General features: G+C 72.7%; 17 protein-coding genes. 5 read left to right on the forward strand and 12 right to left on the reverse strand.

Translation table 11 applies throughout. The features are described 5' to 3' along the window. Nucleotides 1-29: 29 nt before the first annotated feature. Nucleotides 30-503, reverse strand: a complete 474-nt coding sequence (locus ACFV9T_RS27185; RefSeq protein WP_385444771.1) for a nitroreductase/quinone reductase family protein — start codon at nt 501-503, stop codon at nt 30-32. A 141-nt stretch (nt 504-644) separates the two neighbouring features. Next, on the reverse strand, nt 645-1355 hold the full coding sequence (locus tag ACFV9T_RS27190; protein ID WP_385444773.1) for a restriction endonuclease: 711 nt from the start codon (nt 1353-1355) through the stop codon (nt 645-647). 138 nt (nt 1356-1493) lie between these two features. Between ACFV9T_RS27190 and ACFV9T_RS27195 the strand changes: the two genes are divergently transcribed. From ACFV9T_RS27195 to ACFV9T_RS27205, 3 genes are all read left to right on the forward strand, one after another. Beyond that, a complete protein-coding gene (locus ACFV9T_RS27195) occupies nt 1494-2429 on the forward strand; it encodes a phosphotransferase family protein (RefSeq protein ID WP_385444775.1) in 936 nt (311 codons plus the stop codon). A gap of 226 nt (nt 2430-2655) precedes the next feature. After that, nucleotides 2656-3168 carry a DinB family protein gene (locus ACFV9T_RS27200; RefSeq protein WP_385444777.1) on the forward strand — a complete coding sequence of 171 codons (513 nt, stop codon included), beginning with the start codon at nt 2656-2658 and terminating at the stop codon, nt 3166-3168. Nucleotides 3169-3206: 38 nt separating this feature from the next. After that, the gene (locus ACFV9T_RS27205) at nt 3207-3581 is read left to right on the forward strand and encodes a hypothetical protein (protein WP_385444778.1); all 375 of its coding nucleotides are present in this window, start codon (nt 3207-3209) and stop codon (nt 3579-3581) included. Here the strand turns inward: ACFV9T_RS27205 and ACFV9T_RS27210 are convergent. Both ACFV9T_RS27210 and ACFV9T_RS27215 read right to left on the reverse strand, forming a co-directional pair. Then, nucleotides 3515-4105 carry a histidine phosphatase family protein gene (locus tag ACFV9T_RS27210; RefSeq protein ID WP_385444780.1) on the reverse strand — a complete coding sequence of 197 codons (591 nt, stop codon included), beginning with the start codon at nt 4103-4105 and terminating at the stop codon, nt 3515-3517. The two genes, ACFV9T_RS27205 and ACFV9T_RS27210, sit on opposite strands and share 67 nt — an antisense overlap. Before the next feature lie 50 nt (nt 4106-4155). Continuing rightward, nucleotides 4156-5091: an MASE1 domain-containing protein gene (locus tag ACFV9T_RS27215; protein ID WP_385444926.1), complete on the reverse strand. Its 936-nt coding sequence runs from the start codon at nt 5089-5091 to the stop codon at nt 4156-4158. 302 nt (nt 5092-5393) lie between these two features. On the opposite strand from ACFV9T_RS27215, the gene ACFV9T_RS27220 reads away from it, so the two are divergent. Then, nucleotides 5394-6176 (forward strand): alpha/beta fold hydrolase, encoded by a 783-nt coding sequence (locus tag ACFV9T_RS27220; protein ID WP_385444781.1) that lies wholly within the window; start codon nt 5394-5396, stop codon nt 6174-6176. On the opposite strand, the gene ACFV9T_RS27225 is transcribed toward ACFV9T_RS27220, so the two are convergent. The 6 genes from ACFV9T_RS27225 to ACFV9T_RS27250 all read right to left on the reverse strand — a co-directional run bounded on the left by ACFV9T_RS27225 (nt 6157) and on the right by ACFV9T_RS27250 (nt 12975). Beyond that, on the reverse strand, nt 6157-6837 hold the full coding sequence (locus tag ACFV9T_RS27225) for a lytic transglycosylase domain-containing protein (RefSeq protein WP_385444783.1): 681 nt from the start codon (nt 6835-6837) through the stop codon (nt 6157-6159). The genes ACFV9T_RS27220 and ACFV9T_RS27225 overlap by 20 nt on opposite strands. 131 nt (nt 6838-6968) lie before the next feature. Next, nucleotides 6969-7640 (reverse strand): DedA family protein, encoded by a 672-nt coding sequence (locus ACFV9T_RS27230; RefSeq protein ID WP_385444785.1) that lies wholly within the window; start codon nt 7638-7640, stop codon nt 6969-6971. 211 nt (nt 7641-7851) lie between these two features. Further along, nucleotides 7852-8331 (reverse strand): DoxX family protein, encoded by a 480-nt coding sequence (locus ACFV9T_RS27235; protein ID WP_385444786.1) that lies wholly within the window; start codon nt 8329-8331, stop codon nt 7852-7854. 141 nt (nt 8332-8472) lie between these two features. Further along, the gene (locus ACFV9T_RS27240; protein ID WP_385444788.1) at nt 8473-10449 is read right to left on the reverse strand and encodes an FAD/NAD(P)-binding protein; all 1977 of its coding nucleotides are present in this window, start codon (nt 10447-10449) and stop codon (nt 8473-8475) included. 85 nt (nt 10450-10534) lie between these two features. Continuing rightward, nucleotides 10535-12202: an alkaline phosphatase D family protein gene (locus ACFV9T_RS27245; RefSeq protein WP_385444789.1), complete on the reverse strand. Its 1668-nt coding sequence runs from the start codon at nt 12200-12202 to the stop codon at nt 10535-10537. A 113-nt stretch (nt 12203-12315) separates the two neighbouring features. Then, on the reverse strand, nt 12316-12975 hold the full coding sequence (locus ACFV9T_RS27250; RefSeq protein ID WP_385444791.1) for an HNH endonuclease family protein: 660 nt from the start codon (nt 12973-12975) through the stop codon (nt 12316-12318). Between the two features lie 682 nt (nt 12976-13657). On the opposite strand from ACFV9T_RS27250, the gene ACFV9T_RS27255 reads away from it, so the two are divergent. Beyond that, nucleotides 13658-14239 carry a TMEM165/GDT1 family protein gene (locus tag ACFV9T_RS27255; RefSeq protein WP_385444793.1) on the forward strand — a complete coding sequence of 194 codons (582 nt, stop codon included), beginning with the start codon at nt 13658-13660 and terminating at the stop codon, nt 14237-14239. 57 nt (nt 14240-14296) lie between these two features. Here the strand turns inward: ACFV9T_RS27255 and ACFV9T_RS27260 are convergent, their stop codons facing one another. Together ACFV9T_RS27260 and ACFV9T_RS27265 are read right to left on the reverse strand one after the other, a co-directional pair. Continuing rightward, nucleotides 14297-14968 carry an HAD-IA family hydrolase gene (locus tag ACFV9T_RS27260; protein WP_385444927.1) on the reverse strand — a complete coding sequence of 224 codons (672 nt, stop codon included), beginning with the start codon at nt 14966-14968 and terminating at the stop codon, nt 14297-14299. Nucleotides 14969-15166: 198 nt separating this feature from the next. After that, nucleotides 15167-16537: a peptidoglycan-binding protein gene (locus tag ACFV9T_RS27265; protein WP_385444795.1), complete on the reverse strand. Its 1371-nt coding sequence runs from the start codon at nt 16535-16537 to the stop codon at nt 15167-15169. Nucleotides 16538-16706 lie beyond the last annotated feature (169 nt).

Genomic DNA, 16706 nt, shown 5'->3' on the forward strand with positions numbered 1-16706 from the left:
GCCCTGAGGTCTGGGCCGGTCGAGCCGCGTCAGGCCTCGGCCGACAGGCGGAAGCGCGCGATGCGTACCCGGTCCGCCGCCGCCAGTGCCTCCTCGTGCGTCGGGTGGCGGTCGCGCGGGAAGCCGACGAACGGGTCCCGGATCGACCCGGGGCCGTCGCGCCGGACGAGTTCCTCCAGCAGGCCCGCCACCTGCTCGCGGTCCTCGACGGCCGTGGCCTCGGCCCGCACCTCCCGGCCGCGCACCCGCAGGCGTACGGCGCGAGGGCTCCGGAAGTTGCTCATCCAGCCGGTCCGCGCGCCGAAGGCCCACAGCTCGTCGGGGGCCCATCGGTAGTAGGCCACCGGGATCGCGAAGGTGCGCCCGGTCTTGGCGCCCGCATAGGTGAGCAGCATGAGCCGCCCGCTCACCAGCGGATGCAGCCGCGACCGGAGCAGCGGGCGGACGACACGGTTCGCGGCGTTGAACAAGCTCTCCGGCGGGTGCCAGCGCGTGCGATCCATGGGTGACGGACTCCTCCTCGCCCTCGTCCGGTCGAACATCATCTGCCCGCCAACCTAGGTGCGTGCCGCGCGTACTGACAACGCTTCAGACGATCGGCCGCTGTCGTCCAGCATGATCTGCACGGGAAGGGATATGCGCCGTTACGACCTGCGCGCCGGGTTTCCGCTCGTTCGGCGGCCGCGTGGCGGGCCGCTGCCCGCTCCGTTGAGCGGGGCCAGGGACTCCAGGGTGGACCCTCTGACCCAGGCGCCGAGCAGGTCGCGGTGCAGGGCGAGGATGCCGTGCTTCACGGCCAGGGCCCGGGCCGCTCGCGTGAAGTTGGCCGTGGTGACGAAGACCGCGATGTCCGCGCCGTGTTCGGCTTTCGCCGTGCCCAGGAACTTCTGCATGTCTCCGCTCGATACGGTGCGGTGCGCCGCGTAGTGCTTGCACTGGATCACCAGCCGCCGCCCGTCCGGCATCAGGCCGATGACGTCGGCGCCCAGGTCACCCGCCTTCCCGGAGACGATGACCTGTGTGCAGCCGTCGCGGCGGCACAGCTCCGCGATGTACAGCTCGAACCGCTGCCATGTCATGGCGTCGACGTCGGCCATGGAGCGCTCGCGCGCCTTGTGCTCCTCCTCGGCCTGCCAGGCGCGATGCCCGGCGACCGTCTTGCGGTGCGTCGTACGCAGCCACCAGACGGCGCCGGAGAGCAGCGCTGCGAGGGCCGCTCCGGCGACGTACGGCCACACCGTGTCCCAGGCCAGGGCCAGAATCAGCAGCAGTGCGGCACCGGTGGACCAGGCCCCGCGCCGTACCCGCGCCTTCAGCCGCCGTAACGACCGCTTACGTCCTCGTCGCGCCGCCATCGCGTCTCCCCCCGCCGGTGTGCCCCTGGCGAGCAGTTTCAACAGAGGCGGGACGCCTCGCAAGACCGCCTCATGCGCCGCCGGGCGGGACGCGAATTCGGGTGACGGCGGGCCGTGCGATTTCTAGGGTGGGGTCTTGTGCTGTCCCGTCCTTCTTTCATCAGTGATGAGACCGTCGCGCGTGCGGTCGCCGCGCACTGGCTGCCCGAGGCCGTCGAGGTGGGCTATCTGCCCTGGGGGTTCGGCGCGCACCACTGGCGGGTGGCCGGGGGTGGGACGGCGCTGTTCGTGACGTTGGACCAGCTGGCGCCCCGGCACACCGAGGCGTCGCTGGAGGCCGCGTACGCGGGGGCCGCGGCGCTGGGGGCCGCAGGGCTGGGTGTGGTGTGCGCGCCGTTGCCCGCCCGGTCCGGGCGGTTCACCGTGGACGTCGGGGCCGGGGTGCTCAGCGTGACGCCGTGGCTGGAGGGGCGGTCCCCGACGGAGGCGGAGGCGCGCGATCCGGACCACGTCCGGGACGTCCTCGCCGCGCTGGCGGCGCTGCACGGCGCCGCGCCGCCGGACGGTCTGCGGCGGTGGGCTCCGCGGGTCGGGCCCGGGTTCGCCGAGGAGCTACGGGTGCGCACTGCCCGGCCCTGGACGTCCGGGCCGCTGGCGGAGGAAGCCCGGAGCGCGATCGCCGACCGGGATGAGGCGATCGCGCGCTGGACGGGCCGGTACTTCGACCTGGCGGACCTCGCCCGCGCCCACCAGGACTCCTGGGTGCCGACCCATGGCGAGCCGCACCACGCCAACCAGGTCGTGGACGCCCGCGGGCTGAGGCTGGTCGACTGGGAGTCGCTGGCCCTCGCGCCGCGCGAGCGGGACTACGCTGATCTGCTCGCGGCGAGCGCGGGCGCGTGCGCGGGCGACCGCCTGCACGCCGACCCCGCGATGGTCGAGCTGTTCGCGCTGGACTGGCGGCTGTCCGAGATCGACGAGTACGCCGGCTGGTTCGCCGCGCCGCACACCGGCACCAACGACGACCACACCGCCCTGGAAGGGCTGCACGAGGAACTGTGGACAGCCCTGTGACCCGTTGGGGGTGGGTTATCCACAGGCTCCGGCGGTTGTCGGTGGGGGGCCGTACCGTGATTCCTGTCCTTATTCACGCTGCTGGGCTGCGCGTGACTCGGATGCGGAAGGCCGGGCCCTACAGCACGGGTCCGGCCTTCGTCCGGCAGTCATTCGGTCCGGCAGTCATTCGGTCTGGCGGAAACTCCGGTGCGGAGTGCGAGGGGGAGGAGTAGCGTCGGCGGGCATGATTCCTGCCCGGGTGAGGCCCGCGTACGAGGCCGATGAGCGGACGCAGTTGGTCGGTTGGCTGGACATGCAGCGGTCGATCGTCCACTGGAAGTGTGAGGGGCTGTCGCCCGAGGATGCCCATCGGGCGGTGCTGCCCGCCTCGCCGCTGATGACGATGGCCGGTGTGGTGTCGCATATGCGGTGGGTCGAGCACCTCTGGTTCGAGGTCGTCCTGATGGGTGGGCCCGCGGAGGGGCCGCAGTTCGATGAGGGGCCCGAGGACGCGGACATGCGGGTCGAGGGCGTTCCGCTGGACCAGCTGCTCTCCGAGTACGAGCAGCAGTGTGCGGTGTCGGACGCGATCATCGCGGACCACACGCTGGACGACGTCGGTCGGCACCCGACGCTGCCCGTCGCCGCTGCCTCGCTGCGGTGGATCGTGTTCCACATGATCGAGGAGACCGCCCGGCACGTCGGGCATATGGATGCGATGCGGGAGCTGATCGACGGTGGGAGGGGCTACTACTGAGCGGCGGCGCGGAGGACGACTTCGTCGTACGGATCGGGGTGTACGCGACCGAGGGTGATCTCGCGCGGGTCGTCGGCGGGTTCCACCGGCTGCTGGACGAGGACCCGGAGGCGTACGAGCTGGCGGTGGTCGCGGTGGAAGACCGTGAGCTGTACGAGGAGCTGCCTCAGCAGTGGCGGTGTCAGTATCCGGGTGCCGATCCGGGGGAGCGGGGGGTGTACGAGGTCCGGGTCGGGCTGGCGCGCAGCGGCCGTTCGCGGATGGATGAGGTGCGGGAAGCGCTGACCCGGGTCATCTGCCCGGACCCCGAGCACGCCTCGCCGTGCCCGGTGCCCTGGGCGGCCGGTTATACGGCGGGCAGGTGTGATGTGTCGTTGGAGAAGAGCAAGGAGGCGGGGAAGCCGGGGCGGTAGCGGATCACGGTCAGGGCCGCGTTGTCGTGGTTGAGGCCCAGCCAGCGCCAGGGCGGTGCGTCGAGTGCGGCGCGGACGAGCCAGCCGATCAGGAAGTTGTGGGTGACGACCAGTTCGTGGTGGTCCTCGGTGCCGGGCACCGGGCCCGTGAACCGCTCCAGGGCCTCTTGGGCCAGCCGTGCGCCGTGGGCGCGTTCGTCCGCCGGGACGCGGTGGACGAAGTCGAGGAGGAAGTCGGCGGCGTCCGGCGGCAGTTCGGCGCGCTCCGGCGTATGCGGGACGTAGTCCCCGGCGGGCTCGCACGCGTGCGCGGGCACGCCGCCCAGCTGGGCGGCGATCAGGTGTGCCGTCTGGGTGGCGCGGGGGAGCGGGCCGTAGTGGAGGGCGGTCAGCGGGACGTTCCGGAGCCGCTTGCCGAGCAGGACGGCCTGGCGGCGGCCGTCGTCCGTCAGCGCGCGCTCGTCCGGGGTCGCCTCGCCGTGCCGGGTCAGATAGAGGTGGCGGGTGGCCTGCGCGGCGGTCATGGGTTCCTTCGGAAGCCGGGTGTGAGCGTACGGACTGCTGGATGCCGTACCTACCGGCCGGGTTCCCGCTCGCCCGGGGTCAGCCGCACCACGGTCTCCGCGAGTTGGACGCACACCTGCTCGATCTGCCGCCGCGTGTGGTCGCGCTCGGCGATGATCGCCGCGAGGAGCAGGGCGGTCAGGGTGGTGGAGCCGTTGAAGGCCTGGAGGGTGACCATCCGGGTCAGCAGCGAATGCCCCGTGAAGGGGCCGACGCCCTCGGCCGTGGCCTGGATCGCCAGGACGGTGACGATGAGCGAGCAGGGCGCGGCGCCGGGGAGCTGGAAGCGGAGCGCGGCCCAGATGAGGAAGGGGAAGACGAGGAAGAGCAGGCTGGCGGCCGAGCGGGTGGCCACCAGCATGACGGCCGCCGTGCCCAGGAGCAGCGCCGCCGCCTCCAGCCAGCGGTACGGGGTGGCGCCGCGCGGCAGCCGGGCCCGGCGGGCGGCCAGCAGCAGGGGCGTGACCACCAGGACGCCCATCGCGTCCCCGGTCCACCACACCGACCAGGTGGGCCAGAAGGCGCTCGCCGGGAGGGCGTCCGCGAGGACGAGGACGGCGGTGCCCAGCGTGGAGCTGATCAGCATTCCGGCCAGGGCGCCGAGGAAGACCAGGGCCAGCGCGTCCCGCAGCCGGTTCAGCTCCGTACGGAAGCCCGCGCGCCGCAGCAGCAGATACGCGCACAGCGGGGCCAGGGTGTTGCCCGCGACGATCGCGAGAACGGGGAGCGGCGCGGGCCCGATGGGGGCGTTGACCGCGAGGGCGCCGAGGGCGATCCCGGGCCAGCTGCGCGGGCCCAGCAGGAGCAGACAGGCCAGGGCGATCCCGGTCGGCGGCCACAGCGGGGTGACCTGGTCGCGTACCAGCTCCTGGAGGAGACCGAGCTGGGCGCCCGCGTAGTAGACCGCGGCCACGGCGAGGGTCAGGGCGGCGGTGCGTAGGGGCATCTGAGTGCGGGTCGTCCCGCCGCCGCCCTCGCTCTCGTCCTCGCCCACTCCCTCGCGCACCACAGCGGCCATGACACTACGGACCGCCCGGCGGGTACGGCCGGACACGCGGACCGGCGCGGGCGGCCCGTCATACGGGTGAGCCTTGGTGTGAGCCGTCATGGTGGGCCGTATGGGTGACCCGTACGGGTGACGCCCAGCGCATATGCGCACCGGGCTTGCCCACTTCCGCGCGAGACGCCACCGTTGTCCACCAGCGGGCGCGCGCCGCGTGCCCGCATTCGACTGGGACCGGAGGTGCCATGGGACCGCTCGTTCCACCCCTCGTTCCACCGTACGAGACCGTCGGCGAAGGCCCGCACCATGTCATGGCGGTGCACGGCTGGTTCTCGGACCGCGCCGCCTACGCCGCGATGCTGCCGCACATCGACCGGCGCGCCTTCACCTACGTACTGCCCGATCTGCGCGGCTACGGGGAGGCCCGCGACGTCCCCGGCGCGTACACCACCAGCGAGGCGGGCCGGGATCTGCTCGCGCTCGCCGATCATCTGGAGTGGGAGCGGTTCTCGCTGCTCGGGCACTCGATGGGCGGCGCCGTCGTCCAGCGCGTGCTGGCGGCGGCCCCGCACCGGGTCCGGCGGCTGGTCGGGGTGGCTCCCGTACCGGCGAGCGGGGTGCCGATGGAGGGCGAGCAGTGGGAGCTGTTCGCGTCGGCCGCCGACCGGCCCGAGTCCCGGCGCGCGATCATCGACATCACCACCGGCGGGCGCCATCCGGACGCCTGGCTCGATCTGATGGTGCGGCATTCGCTGGAGCACAGCGACGCCAAGGCGTTCCGGGCGTGGCTGGACTCCTGGGCGCTGGAGGACTTCCACGAGGACGTGGACGGCGCCGAGCTGCCGGTGCGGGTGGTGGTCGGCGCCCATGATCCGGCGCTCACCGCGGAGGTGATGCGCCAGACCTGGCTGCGCTGGTACGCCAACGCCGACCTGGTCGAGCTGGCGTCGGCGGGGCACTACCCCGCCGACGAGACGCCGCTGGAACTCGTCCGGGCCGTGGAGGACTTCATAGCCGCGGGCGGCTAGCCCGTGGGGAGAGAGCGGAGAGCGGGGACGGAGGCCGCGGGGAGGGCGAGGCGGAGGCGGAGGGCGAGGCACTGCGGGCACGCTCGCGCTTCGCCTCGCTCCGCTGGTAGACCGTCTCGCTCTTCCGGTACTTGGGCAGCAGCGTGTTGATGATCTTGTCGACGTAGCCGCGGGTCTCGTGGATGGTCGGGACGCCGCGCGCCCTGAGCACCGCGCCCGGCCCGGCGTTGTACGCGGCCAGGGCGAGCCGGGTCCGGTTGCCGGGCAGTTCCTCGACCACGCCGTACAGATGGCACATGTAGTGCGCCTGCGAGGGGATGGCGTCCCGGGGCTCCCAGATGTCGGCCTTGCCGTCGCCGCTGCCGTCCCGCCCCCACTCCTTCCAGGTGTCCGGGGCGAACTGCGAGATGCCCTGGGCGTGTCCGGAGTCCGCGTCAGGCCGCCAATTGCTCTCCGCGTGGATCTGCGCGGCCAGCAGCGGCACGCTCAGCGGGGCGCAGACCTTCGCCGCGCGCTCCACGATCGCGCGCCGGGCGTCCGGGATGACGGGCAGCTTGGGCTCGGAGGGCGTCATGATCTGCCGTACGACGAGGATCGCGGCGATGACCAGCGCGAGGCCGGCGACGAACGCCGCGAACATCCCGGCGGCACGGCTCAGCACGCGGGGACCGGGAGGACGAAGTGACGCATGGGACGCATGAGTCGCATGGGGAGGACCGTAACGGCAATTCCGGGGTGATCCGTAATCGGCCGCACAGGTAGCCCCTGTGGTCCTTACCGGCCCCGCGGACGCTACGGCGCCGGGACCGTGGCCACCGGGGCCGCGAGCTGCCCGGCCTCGTCCTCGGCCGGACGCTTCATCACATACGCCGCGCCCGCGCCCGCCGCGAACAGCGCGAGGACCGACACCGCCGTGCCCAGCCAGCTGGCGCCGAGCCACTGGCCGCCGACGTAGCCGAGCGCCACACTGTACGCGGCCCAGGCGAGACCGGCCACCACCGACCAGGGCAGGAATTCCGTCACCCGACGGTGTGCCGCGCCCGCGCTCAGGCTGACGACCGACCGCCCGGCGGGGGCGAAGCGCGCTATGACGACGAGCGGTCCGCCGCCGCGCACCAGCGCGGTGCCCAACTTCTCCTGGGCCGAGGTGAGTCGGCGGGAGCGGGCGATGGCCCGGTCGAGCCGGTCGCTGCCGCGCCAGGCCAGCCGGTAGGCGACCATGTCGCCGAGGACGGACGCGGTCGCCGCGCACAGCAGCAGGGCGAACATCTCGGGGAAGTCGGCCGCGTCCGCCTGGCGCACCACGCCGACCGGGTCGACGGTGGTTCCGGCGGCGGCGGTGGCGGCCGTGATGACGAGGAAGCCGCTCGGCAGGACGGGCAGAAAGACATCGAGCAGGACCGAAGCCGCGATGACTGCGTAGATCCATGGGGTGTTGGTCAGCAGCCCCAAATGTTCCAACAACGTTCTTCTCCCGATCCCGTTCCCCCGCCGCCGCGTCCTCGTCCGCGTGGAGCGGGCGGGAGCGGCCTTACAGCCATACAGCGTACGCCTGTGACGATCGAGGATACCGGTAAGGGGTGACGATGCTGTTCGAATCACGCCATGCGGGGCACGTGGCCCCGCATGGCGCGATTCACCACAAGTTCACGGTCGTGTTACGGCGACCCGTCGGTCAGACCGCGCTCGGCTGGCGCCGCGGTTCGGCCGCCGCCGAGGCCGTACGGGACGAACCGAAGATCCGGTCCAGCGCCCAGGGGCCCGGGCCGGTGAAGACGAGGAGCAGGAACGCCCAGCAGAACATGGCCGAGGCCTCGCCGCCGTTCTGGAGCGGCCACAGCTTCTCCGGCTGGTGCTCGTGGAAGTACGCGTAGGCCATCGAGCCCGAGCAGATGAACGCGGCGACGCGGGTGCCGAGTCCGAGCATCACCAGGGCGCCGCCGACGAGCTGGATCACCGCGGCGTACCAGCCGGGCCAGGTGCCCGCTTCGAGGGTCTTGCCGGTGCCCATCGCGCCGCCCATCCAGCCGAGCAGCGACGAGGCGCCGTGGCAGAAGAAGAGCAGGCCGACGACGATCCGGAAGAGGGAGAGTGCGTACGGTCTGCCGCTGTCCAGCAGGCCGTCGAGTGAGCGTGGAGAGGTGTCGGGGGACATGAGGGGATTGCTCCTTGTTCCTGGGGACGGAGAAACAACGGACCGACAGGTTAGGTTCCCCTCATCTTTTGTTGCAAGTTCAAGAACCTGCCAATGTGAGGGCCAGGGAAGGGCCTTCGGGGCCGTGCCGGGGGCTGCTCCTCAGAGCCCAACGGCGCACATCGGCGCGGTTTTCCGGCGCGGTTCGGGCGCCGTGACGAGGCTCAGCGCGGCCCGCGCCACCGCGTCCGTGTCGCACAGCGTGACCGAATTCACGCCGGGGCGCGCCCCCGCCGCCGTCACCCAGTGGACGCCCTCCGTCGGCACGCCGACCGCGAACCGGCGCGGATGCGGCCGTCCCTGCGCGTCCACGATCCGGAAGGGGGCCGGGGTGACGTCCAGTCCGCCCGTCTCGTAGCCGTCCACGCGGTGCGGTCGGCACTGCCCGGAGCGGAACAGTCCGTTCAGCAGCGGGTCGGCAGTGCGGCGCAGATCCGGTTCCGGCAGCCGCGCCTCGATCAGGGTCCGGGCGACCACCGCAGGGCCGGGGATGAGGGTCGAGCGGGCGGTGAACCCGGATTGGCCTGACGGCCCATCAGGTGTTTTGGACGTGACGTCCAGACCCGGACCAAGGATCTCCAGCACCCCCGCCTCGATCAGCGCGGCCATCTCCTCGATCCGGCGGCGCGGCGGGCCGATCGACAGGAACGCGTTCAGCGGGGTGTACCAGCGGTCGAGATGGGTCCGCCGCGAGGACCCGGTGAGCCCGCCGTGGTCGACGATCTGCCGCACCTCGTTACGGAGATCGCGCAGGACGTCGAGCGCGGCCTTGACCGGACCGGTGACATTGCCGAGCCGGGCGTGGGCCGCGTCCGCGCGCGCGTAGGCCAGCAGCCACCGCCGGAAGGCGTCACGCGTGGTGAACTTTTGTTCGCGGTGGGGCTGCGAGATCGTCTCCCAGCACCAGCGCCCGGTTGCCGGGATACCGAACGCCAGCAGCACGTCGGCCTCTTCGGCCGACCCGTGCGACGTGGCCAAAAAGTGACGCCGGAAGTGCGGTGGGGCGCCCGGGCTTTGGCGGGACAGCAGAGCCTCGTAGTAGACGGTTTCGGCCTCCTTCGCCACCAGCGGCCACACCTCCGTGAGGAAGTCCGGCGGATCGCCGGATTCCGCCCGCTTGCGGAAGCCGCCGAGGACGTCCGGGGTCAGCAGCAGCGGGGTGTGACGGCCGTGCGCGCCCTTCGCGTTGTCGCCGCGGGCGTGGTACGGAATGCCGCGCCGCGAGCCCGCGAACAGCCGTGGCTCGCGGCCGGAGGGGTGGTAGACCAACCCGTCGGCGACAGCGCTGAACGAACCGCCGCGGCCCTCGGTGAGCAGCGCCATGTGGTCGAAGAAGTTGAGGCCGAGGCCGCGGAGCAGTACGGGCTCACCGGGCGCGATGGGCGACAAGTCGACATCGGCGGGGTTGGCGGGCGGGTAGTAGCGCAGCCCGTACCGGGCCGCGTGGGCGCCGAGCCGCCGCTCCGTCTCGTCGGGGGTGCACGGCAGATGACCCTGGGCCAGAACGACGGCGCGCAGTCCACCGAGGCGCGTGCCGTCGTCGAGGGCCAGGCTCTGGGTGCCGTCCGCCGCCTCCGCCAGGCCGATGGCGCGGGCCGGGTGCGGGCGGACGGTGACGGCGTCCGGGGCGGTACGGACGACCTCGGCGAACACCCACTCCAGGTAGCGGCCGTAGAGGGCGCGGCTCGGATAGTCGTCGGGGCCGAGGGACGGGGCGGGGGCGTCGTCGCCGGGGTCGGTGCCGTGGCCGGTGGCCCACTCGTACAGGCTCGGCCCGGTGCGTATCGGGCCGTCGCACTCGACGCTCTCGTCGGTGAACAGGGTCACCTGCGAGGCGACGGTGTTCATCAGCAACTCGCCCGGCTGCGCCGTCCGCCACACCCGTCCCGCGCCCGGCGGGGACGGGTCCACGAGGTGCACGGTCAGCCGGGTCCCGGGCGTCAGCTCCGGCGCGGAGGCGCAGAGGCGCTCCAGCACGCTGGTGCCACGGGGACCGGCCCCGACGATGGCTATGGCGTGGGGGTCTCCGGCCAAGGTGTTTCTCCCGGGGCAGATGTGACGCAGGATTTCGCCCATCATGCCGTTCGCTCCCCGGGTTTCCCCCTGCGGGCCGGAACGTCTCCCTCCGTTGTGTCCTGTATCACTCCGGCGGTATGCGCAGGTCTTACGGCCAGGACGTCCGCAGCGGGGTGGTCAGATGGGGCTCCGGTGACGAAACGGCCTGGTCCAGGCGCAGTCGCGCGGTTCTGCCCTGGAGCGTCAGCGTCATCAGCTGGTTGCCGAACCAGGGGCCGCCGGTCTTGCGCCAGCTCAGCCGGGGCTTCGGGACGCGGCCGTGGCGGGTGAAGAGACGGCCCAGCGCGCGGCCAGCCCGGCTCCAGCCGAAGCGGAAGCCGACCCGGATCGAGGCGTGGATGCTGTTGTGCACCGGGGAGCAGGTCAGCTGGCGGACCTCGCTGACCGGGCGGCGCGGCCAGCGGGACCAGTCCGGTTCGGCGATGTACGCGTGGTGCACATCGCCCGACAGCACATTGATCGTCGCGGGCGCGTCCGGTCCCTCGCCGACCTCGGCGATCAGATCGGTCAGGGCGTCGAAGGACTCGGGGAAGGCGGCCCAGTGCTCCAAGTCGCCGCGCTGCCGCAGATCCTCGCCGATCCGCGCCCAGCGCGCCCCGCGCCGCCCGCCGCACACCGAGGCGTTCCACGCCTCCACGTCATGCACGAAGTGCGGCAGCAGCCAGGGCAGCGAGGTGCCGATGAGGAGGTGGTCGTACGACCCGACCCCGTCCAGGGCCTGCTGCCGCACCCAGGCCAGCTCCTTGTCGTCCACCATGGCCCGCGCGCCCTCGCCCAGCACCCGGGCGCCGCGCGTGTCGACCATCAGCAGCCGCACCGGGCCGAAGTCGCGGCGGTAGCTCCACCGGGTGTACGAGGGGTCGGCGTCGGCCCGGGAGGCGAAGGCCCGCAGCGCCTCCGTGCCGTCCTCGGTGTCCCGCACCGCCGCGAACAGGCCGTCGGCGGCGAGTTCGGCGGGGGAGAGGTTGCCCAGGTGCTGGTGCACCCAGTACGACATCAGACCGCTCAGGATGCGCTCGCGCCACCACGGGGTGGTGCGCATCCGGTTCAGCCACGCCTCGCTGGTGTTCCAATCGTCTATCACGTCGTGATCATCGAAGATCATCAGGCTGGGCACGGTGGACAGCAGCCACCGCACCTCGGGGTCGAGCCACGACTCGTAGTACAGCCGCGTGTATTCCTCGTAGTCCGCGACCTGGTCGCCCGGCGGCTCCGACAGATCGCGGCGGGCGGCGAGCCAGCGGCGGGTCTCCTCGGACGTCTCGTCCGCGTACACCTGGTCGCCCAACAGGACGAGCACATCGGGGCGCGGGGCGTCGGACGAGGTGGCGAGGGTGTGCGCGAGGGTGTCCAGCGCGTCGGGCCCCACCGGGTCGTGCGAGGCGTCGGACGGCGGCGCGGCCCAGCGGCAGGAGCCGAAGGCGACACGGACGGGCTCAGGACCATCAGCCGGGCCATCGGACACGTGGGGCGTACGGATCGTGGAATCCGGGAAGCGGGAGTCCGGCAGCGGCCACACCTGCTCGCCGTCCAGCAGCACCCGGTACGCCGTCTCACCGCCCGGCCGCAGCCCGGTGACCGGGATCAGCGCGTAGTGATGCCCGGCGATCTGCCAGGTGCGGGCCGTGCCGCCCGCGCCGTCGGCGCAGCGCACCTCGGCCTCGCAGGGCCGGTCGGCCTCCACCCAGACGGTCGCGTCCGTCCCCGTCTCCCAGTCCACGTGCCGCAGCAGTGGTCCCAGGCGCAGCCCGGCCATCCGGCCCTCCTCCGTCGCTCCGCGTTCCGTACCGTACGCCCGTACGGTACGGACGGCGTCGTAAGGTACGGAACGACGGGGGCGGCGTCGCGGTTCCGCTGGTCGTCAGCCGATCAGCAGCTGTTGAGGATGCCGCTCAGCGCGGACTTCTCCGCCGAGTCGACGCTGAGCTTGTAGGTGGACTTCACCGAGACCCACATGCGCGCGTACATGCAGTGGTACGAGGACAGCGGCGGCAGCCACTTGGCCGGGTCCTTGTCGCCCTTGGCCTGGTTGACGTTGTCCGTCACGGCTATCAGCTGCGAGTGGGACAGGTCGTTGGCCAGCTCCTGGCGCTGGGCGGTGGTCCAGCTGCTGGCGCCGGACTTCCAGGCCTCGGAGAGCGGGATCACGTGGTCGATGTCCACGTCGGAGGCGGCGGTCCAGGACTCGCCGTCGTACGCGGACTTCCAGGTGCCGCTGGTGGCGGCGCAGCTGGAGTCGGTCTGGACGTTCGTACCGTCCCGCTTGAGGACTACCTCGCGGGTATTGCAGGCGCCGCTCTGGGTGATCCAGTGCGGGAACTTGTCCCGGCTGTAACCGTCGGACGACCCCTCGGCCTTGACCGTCAGGGCGGCCAGCTGGGTGCGGGCGGTGGCGGCGCTCGGCGGGGTGGGCGGGGCCGCCTGGGCGGAGGGTCCGCTGAGTACCAGCGTGCCCAGCAGCCCTGCGAACCCGCCGAAGACGGCGGCGCGACGCGCGTAGACGCGCCGGCGGTCATGCATGTGCGACATGCGAACTCCCTAGGAGTGGGGGGTCGTTGGCCACGGCAACGCGGCCATCGTGGTGGCGCCAGGTGTCGGTGGGGCGGGCGCCAGGTAACAGAGTGGCGACGCGGTCATGTCAACGCAAGGGGCTTCCGCGAGTGGAGGGGTGGCGGTCGCGCTCCGGCGCCGCCGTCGCCCGCCGAGGCGGGGCCGTGTGCCACCGTTCCGCCCCCTCGCGCCGCCGCCGCGCCGCCGCCGCGCCGCCCCCGGTCGTGCCTGGTGGCGGACCCGCGGGCGGTCGCGCCGGAGGTGTCCCGTAGGCTGGTCGGCAGCAGAAGGGGAGTAGCTCCTCGCCGGACCGTCGACATACTGCCCGCCCCCCAGGCCCTGCCCGACGGATCTTCGCGGGGCCCCGACGCCTGGCACCGCGCCTCGCTGCGTTGTCGGAGTCGTCCGAGTACGCCCAGTACGAGGACGATCCTCCGCCTTGCGATGCACGGCACCAGACGCCGCGGCCTGATCCACGAAGACCCGACGGACAGGACCTAGAGGTGCGAGCCGGCGCCCGGAGCGTACGAGGCCGCCGCCGCATCGGGCGGGGCGCGTACGCCAGCGAGACCTTCGGCCGCAGTGTCCGACGCTGCCGTGCCGAAGCGACCCCTTTCCCCGGGCCCCTCGGTGCGGCCCGACCCTAAGAGGTATCCAGCCCGTGTTCAGCTTCACCGTCGCCGCCGTGGTCTTCGGCGTCGTCTTCCTCGCCGAGCTGCCCGACAAGACCGCCCTGGCCGGGCTGATGCTCGGCACCCGCTACCGCGCCTCGTACGTCTTCGCGGGCGTCGCCGCCGCCTTCGCCGTCCACGTCGGGATCGCCATCGCGGCGGGCAGCGTGCTCGGGCTGCTGCCGCACCGGCTGCTCCAGACGATCGTCGGCCTGCTCTTCCTCGGCGGCGCGGCGATGCTGCTGCTGAAGAAGGACGAGGACGAGGAGGAGGTCACCAAGCCCGCCGACCAGTCGTTCTGGAAGGTCTCCGGGGCGGGCTTCATGCTGATCCTGGTCGCCGAGTTCGGCGATCTCACCCAGATCATGACCGCCAACCTCGCCGCCCGCTACGAGGACCCGGTGTCGGTCGGCGTCGGCGCGGTGCTGGCTCTGTGGGCGGTCGCGGCGCTCGGCATCCTGGGCGGCCGCACCCTGATGAAGTACGTACCGCTGCGGCTGATCACGAAGGTCGCGGCGCTGGTGATGCTGGCGCTGGGCGGCTTCAGCCTGTACGAGGCCGTGGCGGCGTAGGCGGCTGAGCGGTGTGAGCGGCCCGGTCCCGTAGGCGTATACGGGCGCGGGCCGCGCTCAGTCGGCGATGTCAGCGACGTCCGCGAGGTGCAGCCGCAGGCCCTCGTCGCCGGGCAGCGCCTCGACCCGCAGCTGTGCCAGGTCCCGTACGTGGGCGTCCGGCGCGTGGGCCGCGGCGCGCGGTCCGACGCCGACCACGCGCATCCCGGCCGCCCGGCCCGCCGCGATGCCGACCTCCGAGTCCTCGAAGACCACGCAGTCCCGCGGCGCGAAGCCCAGTTCGGCGGCGCCCTTCAGGAAGCCCTCCGGGTCCGGCTTGCTCGCCCCGACCCGCTCCGCCGTCACCAGGACGGTGGGCAGCGGCAGTCCGGCCGCGCCCATCCTGGCCCGGGCGAGGCCGTCGTCGGCGGAGGTGACGAGGGCGTGCGGCACACCGGCGAGCGCGGCCATGAAGGCGGGTGCGCCGGTGATCGGTACGACGCCGTCGAGGTCGGTGGTCTCCCGTTCGAGCATCCACCGGTTGTCGGCCAGGTTCCGCTCCGTGGGCCGGTCCGGCAGCAGGGCCGCCATGGTGGCGTGCGCCTGGCGGCCATGGACCACCTGGAGCACGTCGGCCGGGTCCAGCCCCTGTTCGGTGGCCCAGATCCGCCAGTAGCGCTCGACCACGGCGTCCGAGTTCACCAGCGTGCCGTCCATGTCGAGCAGCAGGGCGCGGGCGGTGAGCGGCATGGGGGACTCCAGGGCGCGGCGGGAGGCGGGCAGCGCGGGCAGGCCAAAGAGACACAAGTGGCTCCGCCCGCCGGTCAGGGAAAACGGGCGGAACCACTTTGTTCCTCTACGATACAAAGCGGCCCGCCCGTACGCCAGGGGCCGGGGGTGTCTTTCGACACCCACCCGTCACCCACCCCTCTCGCGCTCGACGTCGGTCTACGGTTCGTCGGTCCGGGATTCGAGGTCGAGGCGGGTGTTCTCGCCGTAGACGCCCTCCGGGTCGTCCTCGATGCCGTACCGGTCCTGGTACGCCGCGACCGCGTCCTTCAGCCCGTCGTCGTACTTGCCGTCCGCGATGCCGATGTACATCAGCAGCTGGGTCAGCCGCTTCTGCAGCTCCTCGACCTCGGCCCCGCTGTCACCCTCGCTGAGCACCGGGGGGCCAGTGGGTTCGGGAGTCTTCGGGGGCTCGCTGGTCGGCGGCTTGGTCGGCTCCTTCGTCTTCTCCGGTGTGCTGGGCGTACCCGGGTCTTCCGGCGTCTGCGGGGTGGTCGGGCGGTTGGTCGTGGGCGGCGCCGCGGGCGTGGTCGGCGCCGGTGGGGCCACCCGGTTCTGGCTCCGGCTCGTGCTCGGCGGCTTCGCCGGGGACGGTGGGGAGCTGGGCTTCTTCTTCTTGGTCGGCGGAGAACTGCTGGGCGGGGTGGCGCCCTCGTCCTCGGCGGGCGGCAGGTCCGGGGTGCTGGTCTGCGTATCGGCGAGCGCGCCGTCGCCGCGCTTGCCGCTGTCCCTGTTCCCGCCGAGCAGGCCGGTGGTGAAGGCCAGCGTTCCGGCCACGACCACCGCGGCGGCCCCCGCGACCGCCGTGGCGACGGGCTTGCGGCGGTTCTTGCGGTGGCGGCCGCCGTCGTCGTCGGCGCTGCTGAGGGTCTCGTCGTGGGGCCGGTCGGTCCCGCCGCCGCGTCCCGCTCCCTTGAAGGCGGCTGCCTCGACGCCGTCCCCGGCGGCTCCCGGCGCGTCGCTGTCGCGACGGCCCGCCGCGGTGATGCGGTCGATCACCCGGGTGCGGTCGACGGGCCCTCCGGGCGTGATGCGGTCGACCGGGGTGATGGGTGCGATGCGGTCGATCACCTGGGTCTCGTCGGCGGCGTTCCCCTCCGCGCCGGGCCGCGCCGCGGACTGCGGTCCGAACTGCGCTCCGGGCTGCGATGTGGGCCCCTGGCCGTGCTGCGGTCCGGCCTCCGCCGCGGCGGCTTCCGCCGGTCCGGGTTCCGCCTCGGCCTTCGCCTTGCGGAAGAACTTCCCGACGTCGCGCGGACGGGGTCCGCCCGAGCGGTCGCCGGAGAGCCTGAGGTACGGACGTACGGCGCGCGGCTGGCCGTCGGCCTGCGCGGTGCGGGCCGCCCGTCGGGCCGCCCGTCCGCCGGTCGCCCGGGCGTCGGTCGTCTGGTCGTCGGTGGTCTGCGCACTGTGTACGCCGAGCACGGGGCCGGTCGCCCGGCCCGTCGTGGTGGCGCGTGCGCCGCACGCACAACTGGCTCGGCCCGCGCGGACCGGCGCGTAGCAGTGCGGGCAGGAATCTGCCGTCACGTAATTTCCCTCCCTGTATTTCGCTGCGATTATGCGCATCTGATCGGCTTCCGCGCATGCGTTCGTCGTCAGGGGAGGTGCGGGTCACGTCACGGACGAACCGGCCCGGCCGACCGTAACAGGGCATAAAGGGCGCGTTGGGGTGAGGATGGGAGGGCGAGCAGCCGAG

This window comes from Streptomyces sp. NPDC059850 (assembly GCF_042731515.1).
GTDB lineage: Bacteria > Actinomycetota > Actinomycetes > Streptomycetales > Streptomycetaceae > Streptomyces.